Origin of the sequence: Evtepia gabavorous (assembly GCF_003425665.1) — a bacterium.
Taxonomy (GTDB): domain Bacteria; phylum Bacillota; class Clostridia; order Oscillospirales; family Oscillospiraceae; genus Evtepia; species Evtepia gabavorous.
In genome coordinates, this window is the sequence record NZ_QQRQ01000006.1 from 39751 (window position 1) to 53661 (window position 13911).

The window sequence follows — 13911 nt, forward strand, 5'->3', positions numbered from 1 at the left end:
GGTACCACTCTTATTGGCGTCCAGCAACGCCCACTCAAATAGTTCACACTCCGGGGTGAGACGCCAGCTCGCTCCATACGGCTTTGCACCAGACAGCCGCTCTCTGGGATGGAGGCAGAAAAGGCATATTCCCTTCATTGTGTGTCGGTATTCAATTTCACTGCTTACAGGATAGCCGATGCACCGGCGTTTGTCAATGGGGAAGCGTCGAAAAAATAAATAAAAGCCGGTGAGATTTTCAGAGGATGCAGGGCGACGTGTCCCCCTCTCCGTAGGAAAAAGCTGCCGACCTGCTGCAATCTGCACAAAGGGACAGGAACGGGGAAAAAGAAATTTTATGAAGAGAAAAATAGGAAATGCAAACTTTCCCTTTACTTTATCGAAGTAGAGTGATAGTATACTAAACAACGGAAGAAAGGGGAGCATACCATGCAACTGGATTGGACGATCCTGCGCAGCGGGGAACAGATCATGTACCGGCTGCGGGGGCTGTATGAGCGGTACGGCTACCGCCGGTTTAAGATGAGCAAGTTTGAGGAGTATGATTTATACGTACGCAATAAGGATTTTCTGGTCAGCGATCGGATGATTACCTTTACCGACGCCCGGGGGATTCTCATGGCTCTGAAGCCCGATGTGACCTTGTCCATCATCAAGAACACCCGGGCGGAGGAGGCGGGCCCCCGAAAGGTCTACTACAATGAGAGCGTCTACCGGTCCGGCCAGGGGGAGGAGACCTTCCAGGAGATCATGCAGACCGGCCTGGAGTGCATCGGGGAACTGGACCTCTATCACATTTATGAGGTGATCGCCCTGGCGGTGGAGAGCCTGAGGGCCATCCATCCGGACTATGTGCTGGATGTGTCCCACATGGGGCTGGTCTCCGGTTTTATGGAGGCGGCTGGCGTGACGGAAGCGGAGTATCCCGAGGTGATGACCGCCGTCCGGGCCAAAAACCTGGCGGGGCTGGAGGACTTCTGCCGGCGCCGGGGCCTCAGCGGCACGGTGCAGGCCCTGCTGGAGCGCCTGGTGACCACCTACGGGACCATGGAGGCGGTGCTGGAGGAACTGGCCCCCCTGTGCGTGGGAGGCAAAAAGACCCGGGAGGCCTGGGAGGAGCTCAACAGTCTCTGCGGCCTGCTGAAGGCCAACGGCTTGGCCGAGCGGGTCTATCTGGACTTTTCTGTGGAGGGAGACATGGGGTATTACAGCGGCATCGTCTTCCGGGGCTTTTTGAAAAATCTGTCTGCGGGGGTGCTCTCCGGGGGACAGTATGATAAAATGGTGGAGAAGATGGGCAAGCCCTGTGGGGCCATGGGATTTGCCATTTACCTCAATGAACTGGAGCGGCTGGGTCCCGCCCAGCCCCCCTTTGACGCGGAGGTTCTGGTTTTGTACGACGAGGCGACCGATTTGAAGGACCTCACCGCCCGGTTGGCGGCGCTGGCCGGACAGGGAAAGCGGGTCCTGGCCTGGCGGCAGGCCGGCGGGGCGCTGCGGGCGCGGGAGACGATGGATTTGAGAGGAGGCCGGACGACATGAAGGAATTTCTCAACGTGGCTCTCCCCAAGGGACGGTTGGGGGAGCGAGTCTATGCCATGTTTGCCCAGGCGGGCTTTCCCTGTGAGGAACTGCTGGACCCCAAGCGGAAGCTGATTTTTGAAAATCCTGAGGCCGGTGTGCGCTACTTCTGGGTCAAGCCGTCGGATGTCCCTGTCTATGTGGAGCGGGGCGCGGCCGATGTGGGGGTGGCGGGAAAGGACATTCTGCTGGAGTACGGCCCAGAGGTTTATGAGCTGCTGGACCTGAACATCGGCAGGTGCCGGATGTGCGTGGCGGCAAAGAACGGCTTTCGGGACGACCCGGAGCGGACCCTGCGGGTGGCCACGGAGTTTCCCCACATCACCCGGACCTATTACACCGCCCGAAGCCGGGACATCGACATCATTCGGCTCCACGGCTCCATTGAAATCGCGCCCATTTTGGACTTGACGGACGTGATTGTGGATATTGTGGAGACGGGGACCACCCTGCGGGAGAATGACCTGACCCCCATTGAGACCATTGTCCCCATCAGTGCCCGGCTCATTGCCAACAAGGTGAGTTTCCAATTCAAGCACAAGGCCATCCAGACCCTGTATGAGGGGCTGAAGGAACAGGTGGCAGCCCAAGAGAAGGAGGCAGAGGAGACATGATACGCATTCTAAAGGAAGCGGAGACCAACCGGGGAGAGATCTTTGCCCGGGAGGACCCGGTGGACTCGGTGGAGGAACCGGTCCGGGCCATTCTGGCCCAGGTGAAAGCCCGGGGGGACGAGGCGCTGAAGGAGTATACCAAGGCGTTTGACGGGGTGGAACTCACCTCCTTGGAGGTGGGCCCCGGGGCGGTGGACGAGGGCTTCCGCAGCGCGGACCCCCTTTTGGTGGAGATTCTCTATCGGGCCGCCGAGCGAATCGCCGCCTTCCACCAGCACCAGGTCCGCAACAGCTTTTTGGTCAATGAGGAGGACGGCATCCTCATGGGGCAGAAGGTCCTCCCCCTGGCGCGGGTGGGGCTCTACGTCCCCGGCGGCACCGCCGCCTATCCCTCCAGCGTGCTGATGAACTGCATCCCCGCCAAGCTGGCCGGGGTAAAGGAGATCTGCATGGTGACCCCGCCGGGGAAAAATGGGAAGATTCCCCCCAACATCCTGGCGGCGGCCCGGATCTGCGGGGTGGACCGGGTGTTTCGGGTGGGGGGCGCCCAAGCGGTGGCCGCTCTGGCCTACGGCACGGAGAGCATCCCCAAGGTAGATAAAATTGTGGGTCCCGGCAACCAGTTTGTGGCGGAGGCAAAGAAGCAGGTGTTTGGCCAGGTGGGCATTGACATGGTGGCCGGCCCCAGTGAGATTCTGGTGATTGCCGATGGCAAATGCCGCCCGGAGATCGTGGCCGCCGACCTGCTCAGCCAGGCCGAACACGATCCCAATGCCTCCGCGGTTCTGGTGACCGACAGCGCGGCGCTGGCCGAGGCCGTCCAGGCCGCTGTGGAGGAACAGCTGCCCAAGCTGCTGCGGAAGGACATCGCCCGGGCCTCCATTGACCGCAACGGCAAGATTATTGTGGCCCAGTCTCTGGACACCGCTGTGGAGATCGCCAATGAGATCGCCCCGGAGCATCTGGAACTCTGCGTGGAGCAGCCCTTTGACTACCTGGACAAGATTCAGAACGCGGGGTCTGTCTTTTTGGGGCGCAACTGCCCGGAGGCCCTGGGGGATTACTTCGCCGGGCCCAACCACACCCTGCCCACCAGCGGCACCGCCCGGTTCTCCAGCCCGCTGTCTGTGGACGATTTTGTAAAGAAGATGCAGTATACCTACTATACCAAGAGGGCCCTGGAGAAGGCCCAGATGTCCGTGTCCAACTTTGCCAAGAAGGAGGGCCTCACCGGCCACGCCCGCAGCGTGGACATCCGGTTTGACCCCGCCTTTGCCGAGGAGACCCCATGAGCCGATTTTTGCACACCAGGTACGCGGGCCTGGAGACGTACACCCCCGGAGAGCAGCCCCGGGACAAGCAGTACATCAAACTCAACACCAACGAGTCCCCCTATCCCCCCTCCCCGGAGGTTCTGGCGGCCCTGGGCCCGGGGGAGGTGGCGGACCTGCGGCTCTACTCCGACCCAGAGGGGGCCGGGTTGCGGGAGAAGCTGGCGGGGCTGTACGGCGTGACGCCGGGCCAGGTCTTTCTGTCCAATGGGTCGGACGACATTTTGAACTTCGCGTTCATGGCCTTTGGGGAGAAAGGCGCGGTATTTCCTTCCCTGACGTACAGTTTTTACCCTGTGTTTGCCAACCTCCATCAGGTGCCCTATGAGACGGTCCCCCTCCGGGAGGACTTTTCCGTGGATGTGGCGGGGCTGTCGGGAAAGGGAAAGCTCACGGTGCTGGCCAACCCCAACGCCCCCACGGGTCTGGCGCTGCCCCTGGATCAGGTGGAGGCCCTTGTGGCCTCCAATCCCGGCCATGTGGTGGTGGTGGATGAGGCCTATGTGGACTTCGGCGCCGCGTCCGCCGCAGCGCTGCTGGGTCGGTATGAGAACCTTTTGGTGGTGATGACCTATTCCAAATCCCGTTCCATGGCAGGGGCCCGCCTGGGCTTTGCCCTGGGCAGCCGGGAACTGATTGCGGATTTGGAGCGGCTGAAGTATGCCACCAATCCCTATAATGTGAACCGGCTGACCTTGCGGCTGGGAGAGGCCGCGGTGGATTCCGATCCTTACTTCCGAGCCAACGCCCGGCGGATCATGGCCACGCGGGACAAGACCGCCCGGGCCCTGCGGGAGATGGGCTTTCGCCTCCCGGATTCCCAGGCCAATTTTCTGTTTGTAACCCACCCCCGGATAGACGGGGCCCGGCTGTATCAGAAGTGCAGGGAGCGGGGCATTCTGATCCGCCATTTTTCCGACCCGGCCATTGCACAGTATAACCGGGTGACCATCGGCGCGGAGGAGGAAATGGAGACCTTCCTGACGATGGTGAGAGATATTCTGCGAGAGGAGGGCCTTTGATGCGGAAGAGCGAGATTGCCCGGAAGACCGGGGAGACAGAGATTACCCTTCAGCTGAACCTGGACGGCACGGGGCAGTATCAGATTCAAACCGGCGTGGGCTTTTTGGACCACATGCTGACCGGGTTTGCCCGCCATGGTTCCTTTGACCTCGCCGTGCAGTGCCAGGGGGATACCTGGGTGGACGACCACCACACCGTGGAGGATGTGGGGATCTGCCTGGGACAGGCCTTTGCCCAGGCCCTGGGGGACCTGCGGGGGGTGGAGCGGTTTGGACACAGTGTTCTGCCCATGGACGAGGCACTGATCCTGGCGGCAGTGGACCTGTCCGGCCGGGGGATGCTCTGCTGGGATGTGCCCATGCCCACGGAAAAGGTGGGGACTTTTGACACGGAACTGGTCAAGGAGTTCTGGCTGGCCTTTACCCGCAAGGCCGGCTGCACCCTCCACCTGCGCAAGCTGGCGGGGGAGAACAGCCACCACCTCATTGAAGGGGTGTTCAAAGCCGCCGGACGGAGCCTGAAGCAGGCGGTGGCCCGGACCGGACGGGATGAAATCCCGTCCACGAAAGGAAGTCTTGTATGATTGCAGTCATTGATTATGGCGTGGGGAACCTCTTCTCCCTCTGCCGTTCCCTGGAGGCCGTTGGGCAGACGCCGGTGGTCACCGGGGACCCGGCGGTGCTCCGCCGGGCCGATAAACTCTTTCTCCCCGGGGTGGGGGCCTTTGCCGACGCGGCGGAGAAGCTCCGCCGGACCGGGCTGGACCGGGTGATCCGGGAGGAAGCGGCCCAGGGCAAGCCCATTCTGGGCATCTGCCTGGGCATGCAGCTTTTGTTTGAGGAGAGCCGGGAGTTTGGCACTTGGCAGGGGCTTGGCCTTCTCCCCGGCAAGGTGGTGCCTATGGAGGGGGTTGTTCCCCAGGCGTATAAAATTCCCCACATCGGCTGGAACGGCCTTCATTTTCCCGCCGGCCGGCGGCATCCCCTGCTGGCCGGGGTGGAGGAGGGGGACTGTGTGTATTTTGTCCACTCCTTTTATGCGGCTGAATGTGACGACGTGGTCATCGCCACGGCGGAATACGGAGCCCAGCTCACCGCCGCGGTGGCCCGGGGCAATGTCATGGGCTGTCAGTTTCACCCGGAGAAGAGTGGCACGGTTGGGCTGACGATCCTGAAAACCTTCTGTGAGGGGGAATGGTGATATGATACTCTTGCCTGCCATTGACCTTTTCGGCGGCCAGGCGGTCCGCCTGTACCAGGGGGATTACAACCAGATGACGGTATACGACCCGGACCCCCTGCACACCGTCCGCCAGTTTGAGCGGGCGGGGGCCACCCACCTCCACCTGGTGGACCTGGAAGGGGCCAAAACCGGCCGGACCACCAACCTGCCTGTCATCCAGCGCATCGCCGCCCAAACCAATTTGTTGATTGAGGTGGGGGGCGGCATTCGCACCATGGACACCGTCCGGCGCTACCTGGAAGCCGGGGCCAGCCGGGTGATTTTGGGCACCGCTGCGGTCACCGACCCGGCGTTCACCGCCCAGGCAGTGGCCCAATATGGGGAGAAAATCGCTGTGGGCGCCGACCTGAAGGACGGCAAAGTGGCCATCAAGGGCTGGCTGGAGACCAGCCAGGACAGCTGGGAGACGTTTTTTGACCGTATGCAGGCCCTGGGGGTGCGGACGGTGATCTGCACGGACATCTCCCGGGACGGGGCGATGAGGGGGGCCAATCTGGCGCTCTATCGCACCCTGGCCAGCCGCTATTCCATGGACATCATTGCCTCTGGGGGGGTGTCCAGTCTGGAGGATATCCGGGCGCTGAAGGAGGCGGGGGCCGCCGGGGCCATCATCGGCAAGGCCTACTATACCGGCGCCATCGACCTGGCCCAGGCCATTGCCCTGGGGGAAGGAGGAGAACCATGATTACCAAGCGCATCATCCCCTGCCTGGACGTGAAGGACGGCCGGGTGGTCAAGGGGGTCAACTTTGCGGGGCTCCAGGATGTGAGCTCGCCGGTGGAGCTGGCGGAATACTACACCCGGAGCGGGGCGGATGAGTTGGTTTTTTACGACATCACCGCCTCCGCCGAGGGGCGGGGCCTGTTTCCCGACATTCTGCGCCGGACGGCCAGCCGGGTGTTCATTCCCCTCACCGTGGGGGGCGGCATCAATACCCTGGAGGATTTTGACCGGGTGCTCAAGTGCGGGGCGGACAAGGTCAGCGTCAACTCCGGGGCCATCCGCAACCCGGACCTGATCCGTCAGGCGGCCCTGCGGTACGGCAGTCAGTGCGTGGTCCTCTCCGCCGATGTGAAGCGGGTGGATGGCCAGTTCCGGGTCTTTGGCCGGGGGGGGCGGGATGACACGGGGATGGAGGCCATCGGCTGGATCAAACACTGTGTGGACCTGGGGGCCGGGGAGGTGGTGGTCAACTCCATTGACACCGACGGAGTCAAGGGAGGGTTTGACCTGGAGATGCTGGCCGCGGTGTGCCAGGCGGTGAAGGTACCCGTCATTGCCTCCGGCGGCGCGGGGCGGGCGGAGGACTTTGTCCGGCTCTTCCAGACCCTGCCCGGGGTGGACGCGGGCCTGGCGGCCTCGGTGTTCCATTTTGGAGAGATTGCCATTCCCCACCTGAAGGCCCAGCTGCGGCAGGCGGGGATTTCGGTGCGATAAGATTGGGAGGAACCACCATGATTGACATGGAGAAACTGAAGTTTGACGAGAAGGGCCTCATCCCCGCCATTGTGGTGGATGGGACCAGCGGCCAGGTGCTCACCCTGGCCTATATGAACCGGGAGAGCCTGGCCATTTCCATCCGGGAGGAGCGGACCTGCTTCTGGAGCCGCTCCCGCCAGGAACTGTGGCGGAAGGGGGAGACCTCCGGGGCGGTGCAGCACATCATCGACATCACCGCCGACTGTGACTGTGACGCCCTGGTGATCCGGGTGAACAAGGAGGGGCCCGCCTGCCATACCGGGGCGGAGTCCTGCTTCCACAACCTTCTGTTTGAGAGCCGGGAGAACGCAGCCTTTTCCCTCCAGGGTTTGATGGAACTGCTCCAGGGCCGAAAGGACCAGCCCCAAGAGGGGTCCTACACCTCCTACCTTTTTGACAAGGGACTGGACAAAATCCTGAAAAAGGTGGGGGAGGAGGCCACCGAGGTCATCATCGCCGGCAAGGCGGAGGACAGGAAGGAGACCGTCTATGAGATTGCCGACCTGGCCTACCACGTGATGGTCCTCATGCTCCAGCTGGGCATCTCCCTGGAGGATGTGGGGCGGGAGCTGGCCTCCCGGCACGTCATTGACAAGAAGGTCAAGCAGGAAAAGATGACCTAAGGCAAGGCAGAGCAAAAAAACAGCGTTTCGCGGAGAAAGCGAAACGCTGTTTTTCTGTACGGTGATCCGGCGCGTCATTGGTTGGAAAGTATACGGCGTAAGTCCGACAGGATGGTCTCAGGACTGGGAGAGGCGATGGAATACCAAGTGGAGTCATAACCGCGGCTGCAACGATTGATGTCTGATGTACCAAGGGTACAGTATAGAGATTCATTTTGGGAGTCTCCAATACTGAAATAAATTGCAACTCTTGATAAGGAAAAATGGCGCTTATCAGAGAATGGCTTCCGGCGCATCGTGCACTGATGCAGGTACTCTAATATCTCCTGTTCAACGTCGTCGCTGATGGAGATATCAAGGGGAATGCTGTCGGGATTGCCAAAATCGGGGTTTACCATGATCCATTCAATTTTTGAAGAATCTGGATGGGATACGATGGGGACTGGAATAGAGAAGAAAAGGATCACGGCAATGACGAGGGCGAGGCAGACAAAAAGAAAAATTTTTTTCATGTCAAACACCTCCTACAAGGGACGACACAGGTCGCGGTTTGGCAGGATTTCATCTGTCACTTCATTATACCTTGGCCACACAGGGGGCGCAAGGGTGACATGGACCATGAGAAGTGGATTTTGGGGGATTCTGTGATCTGCCCTGTTTTGCGCTTGTAATCGCTTAAAATACAAGGCTTTTCCTATTGTCCACAGGTACACGTATTTTCTTGGACTTTATAACATCGCTATGCTACAATGAAGTCAATGGCAAATCGGAATTTGGAGGAAAGGAAATGACTTTAAATAGAATAGATCATTTTGTAATTACCACAAAAAATTTGTGCCAATGTTTGCACTTTTATGTTGACATTCTCGGAATGGAACATAAAATTCAAAGGGAAGAGAACGATCAGCATACGCTTCATTTTGGGAATCAAAAGATTAACATTCATACGTATGTAGGCGAATTTCAGCCGACGGCAAAACATGCTGAAAGAGGTTGTGCTGATTTTTGTCTGATTACAAATGATGACATCAATCAAGTGAAAAAAGAAATGGAAAGGAACGGGGTAGAGGTGATTGCAGGTATTATAAAAACTGAAGGAGCACAAGGTGAAATGAAGAGTATCTATGTGTATGACCCAGACGGAAATCTTGTTGAAATTGCTTCTTACCTCTAAAAGGCAACTTCTGATTTGTCGGGGAGATGGCAAAGGCAGCTGAGCCAATCATCGGCAAGATGAACAGGCGCATAAATGCACTGTCGGTGGCAGCTCTCCCCGCTTTTCTGGTGGGCAATCAGGGTGAGAAAGCTCTAAAATGGATTTCCCAACCGTTTCAATTTTGAGAAAAGATCATAAGCAATGTCAAAATTAATAAAAATTCAGTATGGTAGAAACAATATCTTTCCTGAAAAAATCAGACGGGAAAAGACGACCAGATCATCAAACACCAAGAGGAAACGAGCCGTGGAAGATCAACCGTCAGTTCCTCTGGCGGCGGGCCCCTGGCAACGGTCCCGGTTCAATTCCCTCTTGACGGGTGGGGAAAAGCGTGGTAAAATAACGCCAGCATGAAGGAAGGAATGGTTTGCTATGAAACACCAGACCATCAGCATGAACAGCGCATTCGCCTTTACCTACTATTACTTTATGACCTCCAAGGGAATAGGGTAATGGCAATTTGTGCTGGAGAAAATTGATGGGTCCTTCTGTTTGAGAAGATCACGACACGCCACACAGATTCCGTTCTGTGTGGCGTTTTTGTTGTTCAGAGCCGCTGCCGGGAGCGGAGCCCAGTGGCGGGGATAGGAAAGGAGTAACAGAACCATGATTGCAGTCTTAAAGCCCGGCGCGTCACCGGAACGCACCCAGCATCTCATCCACTGGCTGGAGGAGCAGAATTTAGGGGTCCATGTCTCCCAAGGGGAGTACCAGACAGTTTTGGGGCTCATCGGCAACACCGCCAAGGTGGATATGGAGATGATCCAGAGCCTGGACATTGTGGAGTCGGTGACCCGGGTCTCCGACCCCTTCAAGGCGGTCAACCGGAAGTTCCACCCGGAGGACTCTGTCATTCAGGCGGGGCCCGCGGCCATCGGCGGGGGCCATTTTGCCCTCATCGCCGGCCCCTGCTCGGTGGAGACGGAGGAGCAGATCACCTATGTGGCCCAGCAGGTCAAAAAGGCCGGGGCCGCCTTCCTGCGGGGGGGCGCGTTCAAGCCCCGGACCTCGCCCTATGACTTCCAGGGGCTGGGAGAGGAGGGCATCCGCCTGCTGCTGGAGGCCAAAAAGGCCACGGGGCTGCCCATTGTCACAGAGCTCATGGATATCCGAAACCTGCCCCTGTTTGAGCAGGTGGATGTGATCCAGGTGGGCGCCCGGAACACCCAGAACTTTGACATGCTCAAGGAACTGGGCAAAACGGACAAGCCCATCCTTCTCAAGCGGGGCCTGGCGGGCACCATTAAGGAGCTGCTGATGAGCGCGGAGTACATCATGGCCAGCGGCAACGAAAAGGTCATTCTCTGCGAGCGGGGCATTCGGACCTATGAGTCCACCTACACCCGCAACACCCTGGACCTGTCGGTGGTGCCGGTGCTCAAGGGGCTGACCCACCTGCCAGTGGTGGTGGACCCCAGCCACGCCACCGGCCATGCCCACCTGGTGGAACCCATGGCCATGGCCGCCGCCGCCGCCGGCGCCGACGGCATTATGATTGAGGTCCACAACGATCCCCCCCATGCCCTGTGCGACGGCGCCCAGTCCCTGACCCCGGAGCAGTTCGCCCACACCGCCGGAAAGATCTTCCGGATTCGGGAGGCGATGGAGGGATGACCGTCGGCATCATCGGCCTGGGGCTCATTGGAGGCTCCCTGGCCAAGGCCTTCTGCCGGGAGGAGGGAAACACCGTCCTGGGCTGGGACACGGACAGTACCATCGTGGAGTTTGCCCAGATCGCCCAGGCCATCCACGGACCCTTGACCGATGAGCGTCTGGGAGAACTGGACTTGCTGCTGCTGGCCACCTACCCTGAGGCGGTGGTGGAACACATGACCCGTCTGGCGCCGCTGCTGTCGAAGCACACCATGGTGATTGACTGCGCGGGGACCAAGGAGAAGGTGTGTGCCGGCGTGTTTCCCCTGGCGGAGCGGTATGGGTTCCGCTTCCTGGGGGGACACCCCATGGCGGGCACCCATTTCTCCGGCTTTAAGTACAGCCGGGCGGACCTCTTTGACGGGGCCCCGATGGTCATCGTGCCCCCCCGATTTGATGACATCCGGCTGCTGGACGAGGCGAAAAAGCTGCTGGCTCCTGTGGGCTTTGGGCGGGTTTCCATTACCACGGCCCAGGAGCATGACAAGCGGATCGCCTTCACCTCCCAGATGGCCCACGTGATCTCCAACGCCTATATCAAGAGCCCCACAGCCCGCAACCACGACGGATTCTCCGCCGGCAGCTACAAGGACCTCACCCGGGTGGCCTGGCTGAACCCGGCGATGTGGGCCGAGCTCTTTCTGGAGAACCGGGAGAATCTGCTTTTCGAGCTGGATACGCTGATCCGGTCTCTGGAACAGTATCGGGAGGCCATCCAGGAGGATGACTTTGCCGCCCTCTGCCAGCTGTTGGAGGAGGGCCGGAGAATCAAGGAGGAGGTGGACGGGACATGACCACCGTCACGGTAAGGGCTTCCCGGCCCTACGAGGTTACCATCGGGCGGGGGCTGCTGGACACTGTGGGCCGGCAGGCCGCCGGACAGTGGAAGGGTCGGTCCGCCGCTGTCGTCTCTGATTCTACGGTGGCGCCCCTCTACCTGAATCGGGTGAAGGACAGCCTGGAGCGGGCGGGTTTTCGGGTCCATTCCTTTGTCTTTCCCGCGGGGGAGGACCAAAAAAACGGAGGAACCTATCTCAAACTGCTGGAGTTTTTGGCGGCACGGCGCCTCACCCGGGCCGACGGCCTGATTGCCCTGGGGGGCGGCGTGGTGGGGGACCTGGCCGGGTTTGCCGCCGCCACCTTTCTGCGGGGGATTGGATTTCTTCAGCTGCCCACCACCCTCTTGGCGGCGGTGGACTCCTCTGTGGGGGGAAAGACCGCCATTGATCTGACCAACGGCAAGAACTTAGCGGGGGCGTTTTACCAGCCCCAGGCAGTGCTGTGTGACTTGGACACCTTGGACACTCTCCCGGCAGAAGTTTTCGCGGATGGGTGCGCCGAGGTGATTAAATACGGCATGATTGGAGACCCGGCCCTGCTGGCGCGGCTGGAGACAGTCGATTTCCGGGCCGACCCGGAGGAACTGGTGGCCCGGTGCGTGGCCCAGAAACGGGACCTGGTGGAGCAGGACGAGTTTGACACCGGCGCCCGGCAGCTGCTCAACCTGGGCCACACCCTGGGCCATGGGGTGGAGGCTTGCAGCGGATACACGGTTTCCCATGGCCGGGCGGTGGCCATTGGCATGACCCTGGTCACCCGGGCGGCAGTCGCCTTTGGCAGGTGCCCCGCCGAGGTGCTGCCCCGCCTGCGGCGGCTGCTGGAGCGGTATGGCCTGCCGGACGCCACCGCCTATTCGGCCCAGGCGCTGTATGAGAAAACCCTGTCGGACAAAAAGCGGTCCGGAGACACCATTTCTCTGGTGGTACCCATTGCCTGGGGCGCCAGCCAGCTGGTGCGGATTCCCGTGTCAGAACTGCCGGCGTGGATAGAAAGGGGGCTGGGCCTGTGAACGTCACCATACAGCCGGGAGCGGTTGCGGGGACCGTAGCCGCCATTCCCTCCAAGTCGGCGGCCCACCGCCTGCTGATCTGCGCGGCCCTGGCAGACCGGCCCACCCGGGTGATCTGCCCCCAGCTCTCCCAGGATATTGCGGCCACGGTCCGGTGTTTGGAAGGGCTGGGGGCACAGCTCCGGCGCCAGGGGGAGGGCTATGAGGTGATCCCTCTGGACCGGACAAAACCGGTGGGAACCTGCCTGCTGGACTGTGGAGAGAGCGGGTCCACCCTGCGCTTTCTCCTGCCGGTGGCAGGGGCCCTGGGGGCCGAGGCCACGGTGCGAATGGCGGGCCGCTTGGCCCAGCGCCCCCTGGGGCCCCTGGTGGAGCAGCTGCGGAAGGGCGGCTGTGCCGTGACCCTGTGGGAGGAGGAGAAGCGTCTGACCATCTCCGGCCAGCTTCGCCCAGGGGAGTACCATCTGCCGGGAGATGTCTCCTCCCAGTTTATCTCCGGGATGCTCTTTGCCCTGCCCCTGCTGCCGGATGGCAGCCGGTTGGTGGTGGAGGGCGCGCGGGAGTCGGCCAGCTATCTCCAGCTGACTCTCCGGGCCCTGGCGACCTTTGGCCTGACGCCCAGAGAGCAGGAGGAGGGCTGGACGATTGCTTCCCAGGGGTACGCCAGCCCCGGCGTGGTACAGGTGGAGGGGGACTGGTCCAACGCGGCCCCCTGGCTCTGCCTGGGCATGCTGGGGGGAGAGGGCGTCACCGTCACCGGAATGGACCTGGATTCCCTCCAGGGGGACAGGGCGGTCTGCCGGGTGCTGGCGGCAATGGGGGGACAGGTCCGTACCGCCGCCGACCGGGTGACTGTACTGCCAGGACCCCGGGTTCCCACGAGAATGGATGCCCGCGATATTCCGGACCTGGTTCCCGTTTTGGCTGCGGTGGCAGCTGCCACCCCCGGCGTCACGGAGATCACCGGGGCCGCCCGGCTGCGGCTGAAGGAGTCGGACCGGCTGGAGACCACAGCGCGGATGCTGAACGGCTTGGGCGGGCAGGTGGAGGAGACGGCGGATGGACTTCTCATTCGGGGAAGGTCCCACCTGTCCGGGGGACAGGTGGACGCCGCAGGCGACCACCGCATCGCCATGGCGGCGGCGGTGGCGTCAGGGGCCTGTACCGGTCCTGTCACCATCACCGGTGCCCAGGCGGTGGAGAAATCCTACCCGACGTTTTGGGCGGAGCTCCGGTCCCTGGGAAAGCAGGTGGAGGAAACGCCCGTTGGGCCTTGACGGACCGCCTGGGATATTTCATA

General features: G+C 61.0%; 15 protein-coding genes. 14 read left to right on the top strand and 1 reads right to left on the bottom strand.

The window, feature by feature from the left end:
* Positions 1-429: 429 nt before the first annotated feature.
* From DV520_RS05140 to hisIE, 9 genes are read left to right on the top strand one after another with little or no spacing between them, the layout of a single operon-like run.
* Positions 430-1542 carry an ATP phosphoribosyltransferase regulatory subunit gene (locus tag DV520_RS05140; protein WP_117142008.1) on the top strand — a complete coding sequence of 371 codons (1113 nt, stop codon included), beginning with the start codon at positions 430-432 and terminating at the stop codon, positions 1540-1542.
* Positions 1539-2195 (top strand): ATP phosphoribosyltransferase, encoded by a 657-nt coding sequence (hisG, locus tag DV520_RS05145; protein WP_117142009.1) that lies wholly within the window; start codon positions 1539-1541, stop codon positions 2193-2195. Before DV520_RS05140 ends, hisG begins: the two co-directional genes overlap by 4 nt.
* Complete coding sequence (hisD, locus tag DV520_RS05150; protein WP_021918753.1) at positions 2192-3487, top strand: histidinol dehydrogenase; 1296 nt, start codon at positions 2192-2194, stop codon at positions 3485-3487. Before hisG ends, hisD begins: the two co-directional genes overlap by 4 nt.
* Entirely contained in the window at positions 3484-4548 is a 1065-nt protein-coding gene (locus DV520_RS05155) for a pyridoxal phosphate-dependent aminotransferase (protein ID WP_117142010.1), read from the top strand. Before hisD ends, DV520_RS05155 begins: the two co-directional genes overlap by 4 nt.
* Positions 4548-5132, top strand: a complete 585-nt coding sequence (gene hisB / locus DV520_RS05160; protein ID WP_021918751.1) for an imidazoleglycerol-phosphate dehydratase HisB — start codon at positions 4548-4550, stop codon at positions 5130-5132. The genes DV520_RS05155 and hisB overlap by 1 nt, the downstream gene beginning before the upstream one ends.
* Positions 5129-5749 (top strand): imidazole glycerol phosphate synthase subunit HisH, encoded by a 621-nt coding sequence (hisH, locus tag DV520_RS05165; protein ID WP_117142011.1) that lies wholly within the window; start codon positions 5129-5131, stop codon positions 5747-5749. Before hisB ends, hisH begins: the two co-directional genes overlap by 4 nt.
* Before the next feature lies 1 nt (position 5750).
* Complete coding sequence (gene hisA / locus DV520_RS05170) at positions 5751-6476, top strand: 1-(5-phosphoribosyl)-5-[(5-phosphoribosylamino)methylideneamino]imidazole-4-carboxamide isomerase (RefSeq protein WP_021918749.1); 726 nt, start codon at positions 5751-5753, stop codon at positions 6474-6476.
* A complete protein-coding gene (hisF, locus tag DV520_RS05175; RefSeq protein WP_117142012.1) occupies positions 6473-7228 on the top strand; it encodes an imidazole glycerol phosphate synthase subunit HisF in 756 nt (251 codons plus the stop codon). The genes hisA and hisF overlap by 4 nt, the downstream gene beginning before the upstream one ends.
* 17 nt (positions 7229-7245) lie before the next feature.
* A complete protein-coding gene (hisIE, locus tag DV520_RS05180) occupies positions 7246-7893 on the top strand; it encodes a bifunctional phosphoribosyl-AMP cyclohydrolase/phosphoribosyl-ATP diphosphatase HisIE (RefSeq protein ID WP_117142013.1) in 648 nt (215 codons plus the stop codon).
* 74 nt (positions 7894-7967) lie between these two features.
* Here the strand turns inward: hisIE and DV520_RS12130 are convergent, their stop codons facing one another.
* Positions 7968-8405 (bottom strand): hypothetical protein, encoded by a 438-nt coding sequence (locus DV520_RS12130; RefSeq protein WP_133308834.1) that lies wholly within the window; start codon positions 8403-8405, stop codon positions 7968-7970.
* A gap of 275 nt (positions 8406-8680) precedes the next feature.
* Between DV520_RS12130 and DV520_RS05190 the strand changes: the two genes are divergently transcribed.
* The 5 genes from DV520_RS05190 (at position 8681) to aroA (ending at position 13888) form a co-directional block, all read left to right on the top strand.
* Positions 8681-9067, top strand: coding sequence for a VOC family protein (locus DV520_RS05190; protein WP_117142015.1), 387 nt, complete (start codon positions 8681-8683; stop codon positions 9065-9067).
* 648 nt (positions 9068-9715) lie between these two features.
* Positions 9716-10723, top strand: coding sequence for a 3-deoxy-7-phosphoheptulonate synthase (gene aroF / locus DV520_RS05195; protein ID WP_021918745.1), 1008 nt, complete (start codon positions 9716-9718; stop codon positions 10721-10723).
* Entirely contained in the window at positions 10720-11556 is an 837-nt protein-coding gene (locus DV520_RS05200; protein WP_117142016.1) for a prephenate dehydrogenase, read from the top strand. Before aroF ends, DV520_RS05200 begins: the two co-directional genes overlap by 4 nt.
* Entirely contained in the window at positions 11553-12611 is a 1059-nt protein-coding gene (aroB, locus tag DV520_RS05205; protein WP_117142017.1) for a 3-dehydroquinate synthase, read from the top strand. Before DV520_RS05200 ends, aroB begins: the two co-directional genes overlap by 4 nt.
* A complete protein-coding gene (aroA, locus tag DV520_RS05210) occupies positions 12608-13888 on the top strand; it encodes a 3-phosphoshikimate 1-carboxyvinyltransferase (protein ID WP_117142018.1) in 1281 nt (426 codons plus the stop codon). The genes aroB and aroA overlap by 4 nt, the downstream gene beginning before the upstream one ends.
* The last annotated feature ends 23 nt before the right edge of the window (positions 13889-13911 follow it).